The organism is Laspinema palackyanum D2c (assembly GCF_025370875.1).
GTDB lineage: Bacteria > Cyanobacteriota > Cyanobacteriia > Cyanobacteriales > Laspinemataceae > Laspinema > Laspinema palackyanum.
This window is the reverse complement of sequence record NZ_JAMXFD010000033.1, coordinates 38,349-57,344: the sequence shown is the minus strand read 5'-3', so window position 1 is coordinate 57,344 and position 18,996 is coordinate 38,349. Positions and strand designations below refer to the sequence as shown.

The following is an 18,996-nucleotide window of genomic DNA, read 5'->3' as shown; positions in this document are numbered from 1 at the left end:
ATGGATCCTTCAGTTCCTAGGGGCCTCCTGCCAGAAATATTATTTACTGACTTGATTCAACCTGCGGAATGTGGGATATATTCTCGGTCCGGTATGCTTAACCCTTCTAACCCATCCCGCGCTACTGTTCGGGTAACTTCCATCGGTGCATTTAACGCTAAAATTGGCAACTGATGTTCTTTAGCAAATCGCACAATCTCTGCATAATACTCCCAAGGAAATCCCCAGCGTTTCTCGTATTCCGTTTCTGCAATCAGTTCAGTTTCTGTGATTTCTCCCCGTAAATAACGGTCGAGAGCCCCTTGATAGGGACGCTGGAACATTTCCATCGCGATCGCCATATTGGGATTCTGCTGATGCAAGGCGCGGATAATCTCCAACTGCGCTTGATGATCCGCTTCACTATCGTGAGTTTCCCCTAAATAAACCACATGGGCTTTACCTAATTCGGGCAGCACCTGTTCTTGGGGTAATAGTCGAGAAAACAGACTATTAAGTTCAGGGATTCGAGGGGTGATTTCCACCCCTTGGACTGATAAAGTACAAGCTAAAATAATCCCCAACGAGCAAGTACCGAGTTTAATCAGGTCAGATTTTTTCATCAATTACTCAATTCTAGGAACATCGCGACTTTCTGCTGCAAAAAAGGGTTTTTGGTCAAACCCTGTCAAGCCCGCAATCAAAGAATTGGGGAAAGCCCGCACCTTTTGATTGTAGACTTGCACTGCTTGATTGTAACGCATTCGTTCCACAGCAATCCGATTTTCTGTGCCAGCGAGTTCATAACTGAGATTTTGGAATGCCTGAGAGGATTGTAATTGAGGGTTCATCCCGAGAGATTGATTAAATTGATTAATCGCTACATTGATTTCTGCGATCGCCGCCTGTTTTTCTGGTAAATTTTGGGCTTGGAGATAACTTTCTCGCGATCGCATCAACAAGGCGATCGTTTCTTGTTCAGCAGCAGTTTGTGCCTTCGCCACACTAATCAGATTCGGAATTAAATCCGCCCGCCGTTGGAGTTGATTTTCGACTTGTGCCCAACTTGCCTCCACATCAGAGGCGCTGCTTGACAGAGAATTATAGGTAAAAATTCCCCAGAGGGCGATCGCGACTGCCACCCCTGCTGCCACCTTTTTTATCGTTTTTTGCCTTTCCTGTGCCCCTTGTTGCGCCTGCGCCTCAATCCGGCGTTTTTCCCGTACCTCTTGAATCGCTTTATTTATCAACTCTGGTGGAATCTGGACATCGGAACCCGCCTGTTGCAACTGCTCCAAAGAATAACTATTTTGGGACCCAGAATAGTAGCGGGAAGCCAGTTCTAGCACTTCCTGGGCCATATCTTCAGGAATTTGAAAATTAGAATCCTTCATCGTTCCCCCTCTACCCAATTCATAACAAAATGTTAAATTCTCTTCTAATTTATCTCAATCAATGCCAGGATGTAGCGAGGTAATGTAACTCCCCCTCATGAGTCCAGGAGTGATGCAACAAGTCTCCTTGAGTGAGAGGAGGGCGAAGCCCCACTACTTTTTATCATTCCCGGCTAATGTTATGACTGATTTCTGGGGTCCCGAGTCAGGTTTAGTCTAAAAATCCTCTCCATTTTTCTGATTTATGAATTGACATCCTTTAATTTCAGGATATTCCCAGCCGTTGATAAAAATTTGAGGCTCGAAATTATGACCCCATTGCTCAGAATCATCCGGACAAATTTACGGATAAGAGTCACCCAAGGAAGAATGCTCTGGACTATTTTACTCGGCTTATCCCTGATTGGCTTTCCCCTCATCAGTCACGCTTTGTCCGTGCAAGATGTGTCCAATCCCCGGCAACAGTCTGGGGGATGGGTAACCGATATGGCGAATATCCTCAGCGAGAGTACAGAAACTCAACTTAATCAGATGATATCGGAATTGGAGGCAACCACGGGGGCAGAAATTGCCGTGGTAACGGTCCCCACAACCGCCCCCTCTCCCAGTCCGAAAGACTTTACTACGGAACTGTTTAATGAATGGGAAATTGGTAAAGAAGGCGTAGATAATGGCGTTTTGTTTTTAACTTCCGTCGGAGATAGAAGAGTTGAAATCGAAACGGGATATGGCGTAGAGGGACTCTTACCTGATGCCCAAGTGGGTAACATTATTACCAATCAAATCACTCCAAAACTGCGGGTAGGAGATTGGGATGGAGGCATATTAGCGGGAACGGAAGCGTTAGTCACCGAGTTATCGGGAAATCCCCCAGTAAAGGAGTTTTCAGAACCCTCCTCTCCCACGCCATTTTTGGGAATTACTTCTTTGGTTGCCTTTGTCTTCTCTTTCGGGGGCTATAAAAAAGTCCAATCCATGACACAGCAACCGCTATCCCTAAAACCCAAAGGGCGATCGCTGGTCATGGGTAAGTTCGACAACCGCCTCGAAACAGGATTTTCTGCGTGGATTTATTGTACTGTTTTTAGTCTCTCCTTCGGCTTAATTTTGCTTACCCTGATCGCTGATCCATCCGGGATGCTGTGGCGAGGATTCGCCATCATTTCCCTGGGAGGCGGTTCCCTATTTTTTGTAGTCAATTTCTGGCGGGCCATGTATCATCATGTCACCACTAATGTGCTGATAAGTACGCCATTTTTTAATTACAAAATAATTGCAATGGGGGTGACTTTTGTTTTTATAGGTTTCTGGTCGTTATTAATTATTCCTCTGGGAAAACCTATATTTTATGGAATCAGCCAGACTATTTTTCTGCCCTTGTCTAGTTTAACAGAAGTGACCGGATTATTCTTATTCATCTGGGTACTCGTTTCTAGTTTGATAACCTATGTCGTTTCTCCTTGGATTATCGCCTTATTTCGATTCAACCTGCCGGTGAAATGCCAGAAATGTGAAACTCCCTTAATTAAACTGAATCAAAACATTCTCTGCGATCGCTTCACTCCCCCGCAACAAGTCGCCCAACGATTAGGCAGTACCCGATTTGAAGGGTGGCACTGTTCCCAATGCTATCCCGATGATTCATCTACCTTTCATCTCAGGCGCTATCTGCTCAATCAGCATCGCTTTAGTGAATGTCCCCATTGTCAAGAATTCACGATGATTGTCGTAGAACAAAAAACCCTGCAACGAGCCACCTACGAAAAAGGGGGAATTCTCCAGATTATTTATGAATGTCAATCTTGCAATTATCGCGAGGATACTCAGCAAAAAATTCCCCGGTTAACGAACGACAGTAGTAGTGGTTATGGAGGGAGTTATGGCGGCGGTGGTAGTTTTGGTGGTGGAGGTGGTGGCGGAGGTGGTTTTGGCGGCGGCAGCAGTGGTGGTGGCGGTGCTGGAGGAGATTTTTAACGGGTATTATAGTCACCTATTCTCTTGATATTTTCCCCCTTATTTAGAAACGAATTGCCCTAAATTTAGCTTTGTAAACTGGAGTGAAATTAACCAATGTTTACCCGAACTACTGGAATTAAGCAAACATTTTGGGGAATCTTGTTCGGATTTTCCCTGATAATATTTCCCCTGCTCAGTCATGCCTTAACCGTCCAAGAGGTTCCGAATCCCCGACAACAATATGGGGGATGGGTGACGGATATGGCAAATATTCTCAGCAATGAGACTGAAAATCAACTGAATCAGATGATAGCAGAATTGGAGGCAACTACGGGGGCAGAAATTGCCGTGGTGACGGTGCCGACAACGGCTCCATCCTCCAGTTCCAAGGTATTTACAACGGAACTGTTTAATCACTGGAAAGTTGGCAAATCTGGAGCCGATAATGGGCTGTTATTTTTAACCGCTGTGGGTGAGCGACGGGTGGAAATTGAAACCGGATATGCAATGGAAAGCTTGCTGCCGGATGCTGAAGTTGGAAATATACTTAAAACTCAAGTGACACCTCGATTTCGAGAGGGTAATTTTGAGGGTGGAATTTTAGCCGGAACCCAGGCGTTAATCGCGGTAATCGCAGCGGATCCTCCCCCCTTAATCACTGAAATGGAAACAGAAGCTGTTCCCGGGGATTGGATACCTTGGTTGTTAGGGGGAGGGGGCGCATTAGCAACGATCGCCGGAGGAACAGTCTATCGGCAAAAACGGCGAATTTTCATCGAACCCACCGGAAGAACGCGCTCAAACCAGCTCTTTCAAAACCCGCAACGTCTTTATTGTAATCAGTGCAAACACCCTCTAAAACCCTTAGAAGAACCGGAAATAAACTCCCATTTAACTCCACCGGAACGAGTCGCCCAACAACTCGGAAGTGTTGAATTTAAGGGAGCATTCTGTGCAAGGTGCTATCCCAGTCATCCCATCGGTGGGGTTCAAATTCTCAGCTATGAAACTCAGTTATCTAATGTTACGAATTGTCCCACTTGTCAAGAATTAACCGTCACCCGCCAAGTGACAAAAATAGTGGAAGAACCCACCTGGAATCGAACCGGGAAACAGTGGATCACCGAGGATTGCCACTGTTGCGATCGCCACGAAGAACTCCTCGAAGATATACCCTGTCTGCAACCCCCCGTTAATGCCGTATTCCTACCACCCACCGGGCGATCGCGGGTTCAGGACCAACTGAGCTTTATGGGACCTCGGGAGTGCGATCGCCCTGCTCATTGTCTGGTTTGCCGCTATCCCCTCCACAAAATCCAGGGTTACCCCTTGCAATCCTTACTCACAACAGCGGAAACCACTGCTCAAACCCTCGGTAGCGTCAACTTTATCGGGTGGCAATGTACGAATTGTTACCCCCAATCTGGCAATCACCTGGTTCACATTCGCGGTTATATTCAAAACTCCGCCATTTTGGAATGTGCCATCTGCCAGGAATTCACCGTCACTCGCACCGAACAAGTCATCCAGCAACCGACAACCGATTGTACCGGCAGACAGGAAATTCACGATCGCTGCCACTGTTGCGGCAACGAAAGCACCCAATGCGTCATCCTTCCTGCCTTGCCTCCCCCGCCTCCCGTTTATAGTTACAGTAGCGATAGCAGTAGCGACAGTAGTAGCGATAGCAGTGATTTCGGGGGAGGGGAGAGTGGCGGTGGGGGTGCTGGGGAAGATTGGTAGACTGAAGTCCTGCCATCAGTCCCGACGAGAAACCGCCTGTTTTGAAGGTTGACCCAGAATCAGGGAATTGCCCTGAAGGGGTGCTATAATGAAGTGTTTAGCAAAGCAGTACACTCAGGGAATTAATGGGTACGGACAGCACTATCCTCGACGAAGCATGGCAGGTTCTGGAAAAATCGATTATTTATTACAACGGTCATCCCGTCGGTACCGTTGCCGCTTCAGATCCCAGTGCGGAAGCACTCAATTATGACCAGTGTTTTATCCGGGATTTTGTCTCCTGTGCACTGGTCTTTTTAATGAAAGGCCAAACCGAAATTGTTCGCAATTTTCTGGTCCAAACCTTAAAGTTACAAATCAAAGAAAGGCAACTGGATTTTCTGGAAGCGGGTCGAGGATTAATGCCCGCGAGTTTCAAAGTCGTCCACGGCAAACATGAAGAATATTTACTCGCGGACTTTGGCAATCACGCGATCGGGCGAGTCACGCCGGTTGATTCTTGTTTGTGGTGGATTTTCGTCTTACGGAATTATATCAACACCACCGGCGAATTGTCGATCGCCCATCAACCGGAGTTTCAAAAAGGCATCCGGTTAATTATGGAGTTGTGTTTGGTGGCTCGCTTCGATATGTACCCCACCATCTTAGTTCCCGATGGCGCTTGCATGATTGACCGACGGATGGGCATTGATGGTCATCCCTTGGAAATTCAATCTTTATTTTATTATGCATTGCGATCGGCTAAAGAACTCCTGCTCCAAAATGTAGAGAACTCCTACATTAATCAAGCAGTTGAAAAACGATTACAGTCGCTCAAAATTCATTTGCGACAACATTATTGGCTTGACCTCGATCGCGTCAATGCCATTTACCGCTACAAAGGCGAAGAATATGGGGAAACCGCCCTCAATCAATTTAATATTTACTCCGATTCGATTCCCTACGATCGCCTGAGTCGGTGGTTGCCCGAAGGTGGAGGCTATCTCGCCGGAAATCTCGGCCCTTCTCAACTGGATTGTCGGTTTTTTGCCTTGGGTAACTTAATGGCAATTTTATCCGGCTTAACCACCCCAGAACAATCCCTAGAAGTGATGACTTTGATTGAAAAGCGCTGGGAAAATCTAGTGGGACAAATGCCCATGAAAATTTGTTTTCCCGCCTTAGAAGGACGGGATTGGGAAATGATGACCGGATGCGACCCCAAAAATCGGGCTTGGTCCTATCATAATGGGGGAAATTGGCCGGTATTGTTGTGGATGTTAACCGCAGCGGCCCTGCATACGGGAAAACCAGAGATTGCCCGCAAAGCGATTCAAATTGCTGCAAAACGGTTACAAAAAGATGAGTGGCCGGAATATTATGATGGGACCACCGGCAGACTGATTGGGAAAGAAGCCAGAAAATATCAAACCTGGACGATCTCCGCCTTTTTATTGGCCCAAGAAATGATTGAACATCCCGAACATTTATCGATGATGGTCTTTTTAACGGGACAACATCCTGAGAGTCTTGAGGGGACGGGAAAGGATAATGCCTAGAGATTCCCTGGGGGGTCTGTACCCGGAAGATCCACAGGGGTGAAATCGCCCCTAACCCGAATTTCTAAGAAAATGTATCAAGAATACCCCCCAAACCCATAAAATAAGAACTCGGCAGTTTAACAAGCAGGTGTTTTCAAGCAGTGAAGCTCTTTGTCTACCATACTCCCGAACTGACCCCCACCGATAGCGTGCCGGATTGCGCGATCGCCGTGGACGTTTTACGCGCCACCAGCACGATCGCCACCGTACTCAATGCCGGTGCAGAAGCAGTGCAAGTGTTTAGTGATATGGATCAGCTCATGCAACTGAGCGCAGATTGGCCCGCTGAAAAACGCCTGCGTGCTGGGGAACGCGGGGGGGCCAAAGTCGAAGGGTGTGACCTAGGGAACTCCCCCTTGGATTGCACGCCTGAACGAGTCACAGACTGTCGTTTGTTTATCAGTACCACCAACGGGACAAGGGCGCTGCAACGGGTCCAAGCAGCCCCGTCGGTACTTGCAGCCGCGTTAATTAATCGCCAAGCGGTGGTCAATTATCTGCTAGAAACCAATCCAGAAACCGTTTGGATTGTCAGTTCCGGTTGGGAAGGCAGCTATTCCCTAGAAGATACCGTCTGTGCAGGGGCGATCGTGGATGGTTTACTCGCCAGTAGCAGTCTCTCACCCAAGGAACTCGCTGGAAATGACGAGGCGATCGCCGCTCTAGCCCTCTATCGTCACTGGCAAGACGATTTATTAGGCTTAATGCATCACGCCAGTCACGGCCAACGCCTGCTCCGTCTCAACTGTCATGAAGATCTAAAATACTGTGCTAAAACCGATATTTTAGAGGTCGTCCCCCGACAAAAAGAACCCGGGGTTTTGGTTAAATAAACTGTCCATTTTCAATAAATTAACAGGTAGGGTTGGCCTCGCCAACCTTACCTTTTTTAACCGAATCGGGGCGCTTTCAACGCCGTCATAGTAATTTTGGGATAAAACTTTAGGGACTCAATGGGAACCCCCATTCCGCATAAGCAAAAATATTTAGGGAACTCCATAGAATAAAATCTCCAAAAAAGGAGCGCGACTGACGGGTGGGGCTACACAGACTCAGCCCGAAAAGGGCGGGCTGATACCGTTTTGTTAGGTGCTTAACCCTCGAATTTGGATGATTTATTTGTGGGAATACCCTTATGCGGAATGTGGGCTGCAAAGGCGATCGCCTGAGATTAAAGCGATCGCCTACATTAGCTCAAACGCACCGATATCAATTGCCGCACCCAAAATGCGAGCATACCCCTCTCCCCGTTGGTCAAACGGTAGCGAGGAAATATAAGGAGAGGGAAACGTTGCATTCCCCGCATTAATAGCAGGACTACTCCCTTGCAATCGATGAGTTGCCGTGGTGCCGCCATAATTTGCCAGGAGATCTAGCATCGCATTGACATCCCGAATATCAGTTCCCTGCAAACCCATAACACCGGATGAGTTACCAATTAGGTTGTAACCCCCTGACGTCAGAACCCCAGCAAAATCGGGATAAGAAGGATTATCACCATTGTTGGCAATGATCGTGTTTTTCGCACGCACCGTACCGCCAGCAGCATTGGCGATTCCGCCTCCTCTCCCTTCTACGCCAGTAACCCCAGGCTCGGGAGTAACGTACACCGTGTAATTATTGGCAATGGTACTGTTGGAGAGCGTGACTGTACCTGACTCCGAGTTATAAATACCCGCCCCGCTAAGATTTCCGGCCTTAAAGGATGAACGGTTGCCAGAAATTGTGCTATTTGTGAGATTAACGGTACCTGTATTCCAGATGCCGCCCCCTTGACCCCCGACGTTATCAGGGTTCGGTTCGGCGGAATTGCCCGAGATCGTGCTATTGGTTACGTTAAGGATGCCCGCGTTGAAGACTCCACCTCCATTTGCACCATACACCTGGTTGTTTCTCACGATGCTATGGTTGAGGTTAACTGTACCGCGATTGTGGATACCACCGCCGTAATTGGCTCCTGGAGCTCCTGAAGGAAGGGTCAGATTGCCATTGGCGATCGCTAAGTTATTAAAGTTAGCTGTACTACCACTACTGACAGAGAACACTTGATGAGTGTTATTGCCACTGATGGTGAGCAGGTTGGCACCGGGGCCATTGAATGATATACTCATATTATTGTTTATCGGTGGTAGGGGTGAAGCCAAGGTAATGGTTCCCGTCACCGGGGTCAAATCAATCAGATGAGATCCCGGTTGCAGACTGGCATTCTTGAGGGCTTGTCGTAACGAACCATAACCGCTATCGTTGGTATTGAGTACCCGGCCATCATCATCGAGAATTGTAAAGGTCACGGCACCAGGCGTTCCGATCGCGTAGGCACCTGTTGCCAAAGTGAGTGTCACTTTTTCATCCTCTTCGATGGTCGTATCCGAAACCGGCGCGATCGATACAATGGCGGTATCCGAACCACCGGCAAAGGTTACAGTTCCGGTCGTTCCAAAAGTATCCGCACCCGTTGGATTGTAATCGGTGTTTAGTGTTGCCTCTCCTTCCACTATGAAATTCACGGTTAGCGGACTGCTTAACGGTACATTCACGCTATCGGTACGAGTGAAGGTGTATCCTCGGACGACGGTGGGCGATATTATATTATCATCCTCATAAACTGCCGTTGGAGACACCCCCAGAGTCACCGTCGGATCCAGAGGAAGGGGTGAGTTCACATTGAAATTGCCGAGGTGGGTGGCGGGAACGGCATTCCCTGTGGTATCGAGAACCTGAGATGTTTCTACCGCGATCGCATAACTGCCGTTATCCCCACTATCCCAAGTGCCACCGGGAGGGGTAATCTGATAGGTAGCAGTACGCGGTGTTCCATTCTCACTGGTATTAACGCCCACTAATCGGGCTAACTGGTTGAAACCATTGGCACCCGTGACGCGGATATCGGAACTATCCAAACTACTGAAAGCGATCGCCACATTATCGGTATAGTCCACCGTAAAACTATGAGGGGTGTCGCCACTGGTATCTACATCCGTAACGGTCAAATTATTGGCTGTTGGCGCCATCGCATCCACATCCACGGTAAACAGTCCCAGAGTCCCACTGGGGACGGCATTGCCACTGGTATCCCTCACTTGATTGTCTTGAAGCCGTACCGTATAAATCCCGTTATCTCCGATATCCCAAGTACCACCAGGCGCGGCCATCTGATAAGTCACCGTGCGCGGCGTCCCGCTTCCAGGGGGAGTCCCGCTGACAAAGGTAGCCGGAATTGCGGCCCCATTGGGATCGGTAACAACCACATCAGCATTATCCAATGTCCGGATATCGATCGCCACATTGTCCGCATAATCGATGGTAAAAGTGTGAACCGTATCCCCGCCAGAGATCACATTAGACGCCACAAAATTGGACGCGGTGGGGATGTTGATTCCACCATCATCATTGGTGAGGGTATAGAGGTTTGTCTGTTGCGTGCCCAACCTTGCGCCACCGCTGGGATTAACTAACTTTAACGGGATAGTTTCATTCGCCTCATTCAGCATATCCTCAACGATCGCGATCGCCACATCGCGATCGCCACTTTCCCCATCGGCAAAGGTCACCGAAATCGGAAAGGTTGTGGTATAGTCTTCCCCGGGCGTCGCCGTTCCTGCCGGATTATCTAACACCACCTGCACCGTAACTTCCCCATCACTGCCGCCACTGCGTCGGATTTTTCCGACAACTTTATCTACTGCGGTGCCACTGTTGCCTTCTAATCCACTGGAACTGGCACTGATAAATTCTAACTGTCCCGGTTCATGGTCTAATATTTCTAAAATTGCTGTCGAAACTCCCCCTAATACTGCCCCGTTAGAAGGATTAGAAAGGGCAATTTGCACCGCCTCCGTTCCCTCTACTACGTCATCATTTAAAATGGGAATCGTCAGGGTTTTTATAGTTTCTCCGGGATTAAAGGTCAGAGTTCCTTGGGTGGGAATATAATCCGCATCGGCGGTGGTAGCATTATTGCGATTGGGGGTTGAAGTCGCATACTCAACACTGACTGTCCCGATCGCATTGTCCCGGGTAACGGTAATCGTTGCACTACCCCCATCTTCCCGAATGCTGTAGGTAGCGGTGCTAAATTGGAGTTGCGAAGGGCGATCGTTATCGATAATAGCTAAAATTGCTGTATTTTGAACCCCTAATGATGCGCCTCCTGTGGGATTAAACAAGGTTAAATTAACCCCTTCATCCCCTTCTACTACCTCATCATCGACCATCGGAATTGTGACAATTTTCGGTTCATTGTCCCCATCAGCAAAGCTAACTGTAATGGGAGCATTATCATAGTCATCCGGTGCCGTTGCTGTCCCCTCCACAGGAATTACTTGAACCGTCACCGCACCTGTCGTACCACCCCCCCGAGTCACAGTCACTGCCCTCACCGGAGTACCCGCTTCATTCACGGTAAAATTAGCGGCACTAAATTGTAAAGTACCGGGAGTGGGTATTTCATTATCTAAAATGTCTAAATTAGCCGTTTTTTGAGTTCCTAAAATAGCACCACCTGTGGGGTTAATTAGGGTTAAACTAACTGTTCCCGTCCCTTCAATCTGAGGATCATCAATAATCGGAACCTCAATGGTTTTAGGGTTGGTATCCCCATCGGCAAAAGTGACTAAAATAGGTGTATTATCATAGTCATCGGGGGCAGTTGCCGTGCCATCAATGAGGGTAATGCTTGCACCCACTGTACCCGCACTTCCTTCTATCCGTTCTACGGTGATGCTCATGACGGCAGTCCCATCTTCGTTCACTGCAAAGTGACTCGCCGTAAATTGCAGTGTTCCTGGAATCGGATTATCAATGGGCGGATTATCAATGGGCGGATTATCAGTTGGCGGATTATCAGTTGGCGGATTATCAGTTGGCGGATTATCAGTTGGCGGATTATCAATGGGCGGATTATCAGTTGGCGGATTATCAGTTGGCGGATTATCAATGGGCGGATTATCAATGGGCGGATTATCAGTTGGCGGATTATCAGTTGGCGGATTATCAATGGGCGTTCCAGGTTGTGCAATCGGTGAAATGACAACGGAGGGAGTGGCAAATACAACGTTCGGTTGTTCCCTTGCCTCTTCTGCGGGGACTGCTATTTCTGTGGGGGGGATTTCCCCAGTCACCTCTTTGAGCAAGTTAGGGGTTGCCACATTCAGCAAAATCGCTAAATATCGGCCTGTATTCCGGTCCTGGATAATCGTATCTTTGGCATAAAATCCTGTTCCTTGAAAGATATTCAACCCTTCAAAGGTGATTCCCCCGGTGAGTTCCAGTTGATCTTCTAAGGGACTAAAATCCGTAATTATTGCTGCTTCTGCCAAGCTACCACCGCCTAGGGTGGGAAAGAGAATAAAGGTATCTTTGTCCTTGCCTCCGGTGACGGTATCTGCACCCCATTCCAGATAAAAGGTGTCGAATCCGGTATCACCAAACAGGCGATCGCCTCCCAATCCTCCGATTAAGATATCATCTCCGGCCCCGCCATAAAGAATGTCATTACCCGCCTCGCCATTTAAGACATCATTGCCTAGACCCCCGGCAAGTAAATCATTGCCTAGACTCCCAATTAGGGTATCCTCTCCTTGGTCCCCGTAGAGGATTTCGTCTCCTTCTACACCCTGTAGAAAATCGTTACCTTGCCACCCATAAACCACATCGGGATTTGCGGTTCCGAGTAAGGTATCATCGAACGGTGTGCCTTGAATGACTGCCATAGTGTTTGAGTTGCCCCTTTAGACTTGAGAAAGTGTGCTAGTCAATAAGTTGGCGATCGCCCGGATCAAGTTCCATCCCTGAAAGAAGGAAAATCCCACTCTGACTCCTACTTTCTCAGTTATGCCCGATCGCCCCCCTGAATGTCATCGGTATTGTTATCTATGACATGACTCTCGATCTAACGGGTAGGGATTTCGGCTTAAAAATTTCCCGGTATGCCGGTGGCGATCGCCTTGACTTTTTGAATCACTTATGGTTTTGATAGAAGGGATTGTTTTTGAGATGAGTTTTTGAAGCGGTCCAGGGTGGCGATCGCCATCAAAACCCATCCTCTCTCCTGGAGGGACTAGATGACAGTTGGCGCAGGACCAATCGTAATCATGCGGAGGATTTCATCAGTTTTTAACCCCACCGCCATCGGACGGCGCACCCCCGGTAAAACTGCCACGTCATACAACTCTTCAAACAAACTCCCTTCCAAGCGCAACCAGTGAAGGATATCCCCACTCCGCAAGTCTATAATCAGCAACCCGCAGCGTGCCTCTGCGCCTTTGTATTGCAAAGCTGCATCTAAGGGTAAACCGCTAAAGGTCTTATTGTGACGAGGTTTCGAGATGCCAACAACGGCGAAATCTTCGCAAAAGGCTAATCCCCGCAAGTATCCGGGACAAAAGGTAACAGGTTCAAATCGACCCGCTGCCCTATCCACATACCCGAAATACCCGGTTCCGGAATTGAGCAACCAAAGTTTATCCTGGTACAAACGCGGCGAGTGAGGCATAGAGAGATTGTCGAGGACAATGCGATCGCCCTTCACATCGATAACACAACCGCCATTGTGCCGTTTGTCGCGCCACCCATCTGCCACATCACTTTGACTGACTGCCGTCACATAGCTGGGCGTTCCGTTTTCCATTGCCAACCCATTCAGATGACAGCGATCTTCAGCCGCGAGTTTGGAGATAAACGGCGGTTGCCATAAGGGGATAAAACTGTGCGTGTGGCTGACAGTTGCCAAACAGCTAAACAAAGTATTGACAAAAATTGGGGTTTCGGTGCGATCGCAGGCCACATCGTGAATGTCTAAATCGCCAGTGGTGTAGGCGAGTTGGGGAACGTAAAGGCGATCGTATCCTTGATGCACCTGTCCCGGTTCCAGAGCATTTTCAAACCGCCACAACTGATAGAGCGAACTCACATATAACGCATTCGCCGACGCCGATAATCCCATTGCCCGATTGAACGTGCGCTCGAAAATCGATAAGCGCCCGTTGGGTTGCAATCCGATGAGAAACAGCTTCCCCGTTTGGTAGGTAGTAAAAGCCAGACTAACTTGGTGTTGATACAACCATTCCGGGAACTGGCGCGATCCCATAATTTCTAACGACATCGTAATCCCTCGCGAATTCAACGGTTTGGCGCAAATCTTAACACTTGAATTTGGAGCAACAACCGCTATTTCAGTCGGTTAAAAACCGACTCGCAGCTATTAGACGGGGATTTTAATCCCCGTCGGCTGTTGCTGGTGCAAAATCTCGGGAAGAACTAACTAATCACCGGAGTAATATCCGTATCTACCCACAACAGCGCACCATCCAGACTGTAAGTGTTGTAACTGTTCGTCCCAAAAACAGTTGTGCCACCAGCGACCCAGCCGCCCGCCGCACTCACCGAGTTTCCGGCTACCCCATCAACAATTAACCGAGTCAACCTGCCAGAAGTCACATCAGACAGCCCCTTCACATCAAAATGACTCAACCTTAACCCATTGTTATTGCCATTGAGATTAATAACTTCAATCCCGGATAACTTATTGTTAGCAATGGCGATTAAATCCAGATTGAACGCCCCATCCAACCGCAGGGTATCGGTTCCGCGACCCCCTTTAATCCGCTTAAATCCCGCATCGCCAATCCCAATTAAATCGTCTCCGATGCCACCATAAAGCACATCAGCAGCGCCACCGCCGATGAGGGTATCGTCTCCTTGCGCCCCCACCAACAAATCAGCCGCACCAGTTCCCGCCAACCATTCCGAGTTCGTCCCCCCCTGCTGGGTGACAGCGTTGGTAAAATTGCCACCCCAGATGATGTAGGATTCTCCGGCACCGCCGTTAGCACCGGGTGCCCCGACAATCGCATCATCGAAGCCATCACCATTCATATCTCCGGCACTGCTGACTGAGATACCAGAGTAGTAATCCGCCTCAATACCATTGATGATGAAACCTCCAGTCCCAGCAGCTATGTCACTCAAATTCACCGCAGTGCTATCGGTCTTACCAAATACCACGTATGATTCCCCGGCTTCGGCGTTACCCCCAGGGTCGGCATAGGGTGCGCCGACAATCAGATCGTCCAAACCATCACCATTCATGTCTCCGGCACTGCTGACTGAGAAACCAGACTGGTCATTCGCATCAATGCCATTGATAATGAATCCTCCAGTCCCCGCAGCGACATCACTCAAATTGACGGCAGTGCCATCGGTCTTGCCAAACACCACGTATGATTCCCCGGCCTCGGCGTTACCCCCAGGGTCGGCATAGGGTGCGCTGACAATCAGATCGTCCAAGCCATCACCATTCATGTCTCCGGCATTACTGACTGAGCGACCCGAGTTGTCATTCGCATCAATGCCATTAATGATGAACCCTCCCGTCCCCGCAGCTACTGCACTCAAATCAACGGCAGTGCCATCGGTCTTACCAAACACCACGTATGATTCCCCGGCCCCGGCGTTACCCCCAGGGTCGGGATGGAGTGCGCCGACAATCAGATCGTCTAAGCCATCGCCATTCACATCTCCGGCATTGCTGACGGAGGTACCAGACTGGTCATTCGCATCAATGCCATTGATAATGAATCCTCCAGTCCCCGCAGCCACATTACTCAAATTCACCGCAGTGTTATCGGCCTTGCCAAACACCACGTATGATTCCCCCGCCAAGCTGTTACCCCCGGGGCTGCCACCCCATGCCCCGACAATCACATCGTCCAAACCATCGCCATTGACGTCTCCGGCATTGCTGACTGAGCGACCCGAGGTGTCGGCCTCATCAATGCCATTGATGATAAATCCCCCAGTCCCGGCAGCGACATCACTCAAATTCACCGCACTGCTATCGGCCTTGCCAAACACCACGTAGGATTTCCCGGAACTTAAGTTATTCCCGATGGTGGCATAGGGTGCGCCGACAATTAGATCATCCAAGCCATCGCCATTGACGTCCCCCGCACTGCTGACTGAGAAACCAGAGCGGTTATTCATATCAGTGCCATTGATGATGAACCCTCCAGTCCCGGCAGCAACATCACTCAAATTCACCGCAGTGCCATCGGCTTTGCCAAACACCACGTATGATTCCCCGGCCTGGGTATTACCCCCGGGGTTGGCAAGGGGTGCGCCGACAATTAGATCGTCCAAGCCATCGCCATTGACGTCCCCCGCACTGCTGACTGAGAAACCAGCCAGATCCTCTGTATCAATGCCGCTATTCCCAAAGCCGCCAATCCCTGCCATCACGTCACTCAGTTGGATTCCGCCCGGTGGCAGGGGGATGGTGGCCCGATCGCTGGCAATATCATCTTCTGTGGGGATGAAGTTATTCGCCGTGGAATCGGGGTCCGGCTGATCTACTGCGGTGACTTGGGCGGTATTGGCGATCGTGCCGTAACTCTGCACAATGCCACTAATTGTGAGGGTGGCATTACCTGCACTAACTAAATTCGCCAGCGTCCAAATTCCGGTATTCGCGTCGTAGCTGCCACTAGAAGGAGTTGCCGTTATGCCATCCATTCCCCCAGGCAAAATATTGGTGACGGCGATGTTCGTGGCTCCCGCAGGGCCATTATTAATCAGTGCCACCGTAAAGGTGAGGGTTTCCCCGATCGCCGCTGTGGGATTGCTGACGGTATTGGTTAACTGCAAGTCCGCATTGGTATTCAGGGTGAGAGTGGTTGTGGCAATGGTACTCTGTACGCTACCATCATTCACCACAAACTGAATGCTGCGCGGAGTCGTGTTGGGCAGAGAATTGTTGTTATTGTAAGTAACGCTTCGCAGCACTTGCTGGTAGTTCGCCACCGTATCGGTCCCACTCAGGGTTAAAATTCCGCTCACCGAATTGTAACTGGCGGTAATATTCGTGCCTGTAGTCGTTGCCCCTAGGGATTCCGCACTGCCATCAAGCAGGTTGGTAATGGTTGCGGTAGCGGAACTTAATGAGGGATTATTAACATCGGTGACGGTTAAACTGCTGCTGTCTACCACTGCCACTGCACCCATCCCGGCGTTGAATGTCGCCGCATAATCAATGCCTGCTGCACCGCCATTGAGATCCACTGCTGGCGGCGTATTCGGGCCCATATTCAGGGTGGTGGTGGCAACGGGACTAGATGTGCTACCATCGGTGACGGTAAACTCGATGGTACGAGCCAAGGGATTGGGAGAAGCAGCAGTATTGTTATAGGTGAGGCTTCGCAGCACCTGTTGATAGTTAGCCCGGGTATCGGTGCCACTGAGGGTGAGGACGCCATTGCTATAACTGGCGGTGATATTGCCGACGGGGGTGGCACTGAGCACTTCATTGGCACCGTCGAGTAAATTGCGAATGGTAATGGTGGCCCCGGTCATTTCGGTGCTATCCACATCGGTCAAAGTGAGGGCAATTGGGTCTACAATGGGGACTGTCCCAGAATTGCTGATAAAGTTAGTGGAAAAGTTAATATTCCCATTCGGGTCATCGACAGTGCCATCTAGGTCTAAAATGGGGGGTTCCGGGGTATCATTAATGCTGATGATTAAGTCTTTAACAAAGGTCAAGCCTCCAGAATCCTTGCTCTGTACGGTAATGATATGGCTGGTGGCTGTCTCATAGTCTAATAAAGTGCGATCGGTGACGACTAGGCGATCTCCTTCAAGGGCAAAGCGTCCTCCAGCGGTGTTAATTAAGCTATAAGTGTGGGTATCTCCGCCATCGGGGTCAACGGGGGTTACATTTCCCACAACTGTCCCATTCGGGCTATTTTCATCAATACTGCTTTGAGAAAGGGTGATATCCGTGGGGGCTTCGTTAACGTCGGTGAGGCTCATGGTAAACGGTTTATCAAAGGTATTCCCGGCGGAGTCACGGGTTTGGACGATAATCCCATGACTCGCGGTCGTTTCAAAATCGAGTAAGGAGCCGTTACCCACTGCTAATTGATTGCCACTGAGGGTAAACCGTCCCCCCGCGTTATCGATTAAGGTATAAGTATGGGTATCTCCAGCATCACCATCTACCGTGGATAAGGCCGCAATAATTGCGCCGTTGGCACTGTTTTCGGCAATGCTGGTATTGGAGAGAATAATGTTAGTCGGGGACTGATTTCCCGGTAGGGTATCGTCCGGTTGATTTCCCGGTAGAGTATCGTCCGGTTGATTTCCTGGTAGGGTTATAGGGGCTCTTGCAGGTGGGGTTATCGGTGAAATTCCCGGTGAGGGACTGACAAAGGTGATCAACGGGGGTTCGGTTGCTGCTTCTGCGGGTACTGCTGTTGGGATGTCCTCAGTCGCCTCTTGCACCAAACTAGGGGTTGCCACATTCAGCAAAATCGCTAAATATCGCCCAGTATTCCGGTCCTGGATAATCGTATCATTGGCATAAAATCCCGTGCCTTGAAAAATATTTAACCTTTCAAAGGTGAGTCCCCCGGTGAGTTCGAGTTCATCTTCTAAGGGATTAAAATCGGTAATAATCGCGGCTTCTACTAAGGTATTTCCGCCTAGGGGGGGAAACAGAATAAAGGTATCTTGATCCTTGCCTCCGGTGACGGTATCTGCACCCGATTCCAGATAAAAGGTGTCGAATCCGCTATCTCCAAACAGGCGATCGCCTCCCAATCCTCCGATTAAGATATCATCCCCCTGTCCACCATAGAGGATATCATTGCCATCCCCGCCATCAAAGACATCATCGCCTTGACTGCCTGCGAGTAAGTCGTTGCCATTCCCCCCAGTTAGACTATCATTTCCTTCATCCCCGTAGAGAATATCATCCCCATCTGCACCCGTGAGGACATCATTGCCTTGCCATCCATAAATAAAATTGTTGCCCTGAGTTCCGAGCAAGGTATCATCGAACGGCGTACCCTGAATGACTGCCATAATTGGTTAGTTCTCCTAGCTAGAACAAAGCGTTTTAAAGATAGTTTTTGGGTGGCTGTCCTGGTCCCCACCCAACAGAGTCACGAAGGAATTCCCCGAAAGAGAGAAGTAGCTACAAGCCGACTCCAAATTCACCCTGGTTTGGTTATGCCCTCTGGGACGAATAAATGTCACCTCTTGTTCATAAATCTTAAAAAAAAAGGATTAAGGAATGGTGAGACTCCTTTTTGTCTCCAAAAGTTTCTGCTTGACAGATGAAACCAAATCGGCTTGAATTCAAATTTATTCAAGCCGATTTGGTGGAATGCCCAATCTCATTGAAGCGGCAGGCTATAGGGAATCCGTATAGCTTAACTGAGTTGTTTATGGCAAGAAAAAGACAAAAAGAGTCCGGTAAATCTAGGCCAGAAAAGAGAAGGCTATCTTTCCTTCTGTTATTTTTCACGATTAGGTTCCCTGATTTGAAACGATTTAACCCGGGTAAA

The 18,996-nt window shown here is 49.1% G+C and carries 9 protein-coding genes; 4 read left to right on the top strand and 5 right to left on the bottom strand.

The window, feature by feature from the left end; translation table 11 throughout:
- Window positions 1-56 precede the first annotated feature (56 nt).
- Window positions 57-602: a ChaN family lipoprotein gene (locus tag NG795_RS25180; protein WP_367291351.1), complete on the bottom strand. Its 546-nt coding sequence runs from the start codon at window positions 600-602 to the stop codon at window positions 57-59.
- Between the two features lie 3 nt (window positions 603-605).
- Window positions 606-1,373: a LemA family protein gene (locus NG795_RS25175; RefSeq protein ID WP_367291350.1), complete on the bottom strand. Its 768-nt coding sequence runs from the start codon at window positions 1,371-1,373 to the stop codon at window positions 606-608.
- Between the two features lie 369 nt (window positions 1,374-1,742).
- Between NG795_RS25175 and NG795_RS25170 the strand changes: the two genes are divergently transcribed.
- The 4 genes from NG795_RS25170 to NG795_RS25155 all read left to right on the top strand — a co-directional run bounded on the left by NG795_RS25170 (window position 1,743) and on the right by NG795_RS25155 (window position 7,485).
- Window positions 1,743-3,347, top strand: a complete 1,605-nt coding sequence (locus NG795_RS25170; protein ID WP_367291349.1) for a TPM domain-containing protein — start codon at window positions 1,743-1,745, stop codon at window positions 3,345-3,347.
- 96 nt (window positions 3,348-3,443) lie between these two features.
- Entirely contained in the window at window positions 3,444-5,072 is a 1,629-nt protein-coding gene (locus tag NG795_RS25165) for a TPM domain-containing protein (protein ID WP_367291348.1), read from the top strand.
- A gap of 125 nt (window positions 5,073-5,197) precedes the next feature.
- The gene (locus tag NG795_RS25160; protein ID WP_367291347.1) at window positions 5,198-6,610 is read left to right on the top strand and encodes a glycoside hydrolase 100 family protein; all 1,413 of its coding nucleotides are present in this window, start codon (window positions 5,198-5,200) and stop codon (window positions 6,608-6,610) included.
- Window positions 6,611-6,753: 143 nt separating this feature from the next.
- On the top strand, window positions 6,754-7,485 hold the full coding sequence (locus tag NG795_RS25155) for a 2-phosphosulfolactate phosphatase family protein (RefSeq protein WP_367291346.1): 732 nt from the start codon (window positions 6,754-6,756) through the stop codon (window positions 7,483-7,485).
- Window positions 7,486-7,836: 351 nt separating this feature from the next.
- Here the strand turns inward: NG795_RS25155 and NG795_RS25150 are convergent, their stop codons facing one another.
- The 3 genes from NG795_RS25150 to NG795_RS25140 all read right to left on the bottom strand — a co-directional run bounded on the left by NG795_RS25150 (window position 7,837) and on the right by NG795_RS25140 (window position 18,511).
- Window positions 7,837-12,363 (bottom strand): Calx-beta domain-containing protein, encoded by a 4,527-nt coding sequence (locus tag NG795_RS25150; protein WP_367291345.1) that lies wholly within the window; start codon window positions 12,361-12,363, stop codon window positions 7,837-7,839.
- Between the two features lie 347 nt (window positions 12,364-12,710).
- Entirely contained in the window at window positions 12,711-13,754 is a 1,044-nt protein-coding gene (locus tag NG795_RS25145) for a TIGR03032 family protein (RefSeq protein ID WP_367291344.1), read from the bottom strand.
- 155 nt (window positions 13,755-13,909) lie between these two features.
- Window positions 13,910-18,511 carry a hypothetical protein gene (locus NG795_RS25140; protein WP_367291343.1) on the bottom strand — a complete coding sequence of 1,534 codons (4,602 nt, stop codon included), beginning with the start codon at window positions 18,509-18,511 and terminating at the stop codon, window positions 13,910-13,912.
- Between the last annotated feature and the right edge of the window lie 485 nt (window positions 18,512-18,996).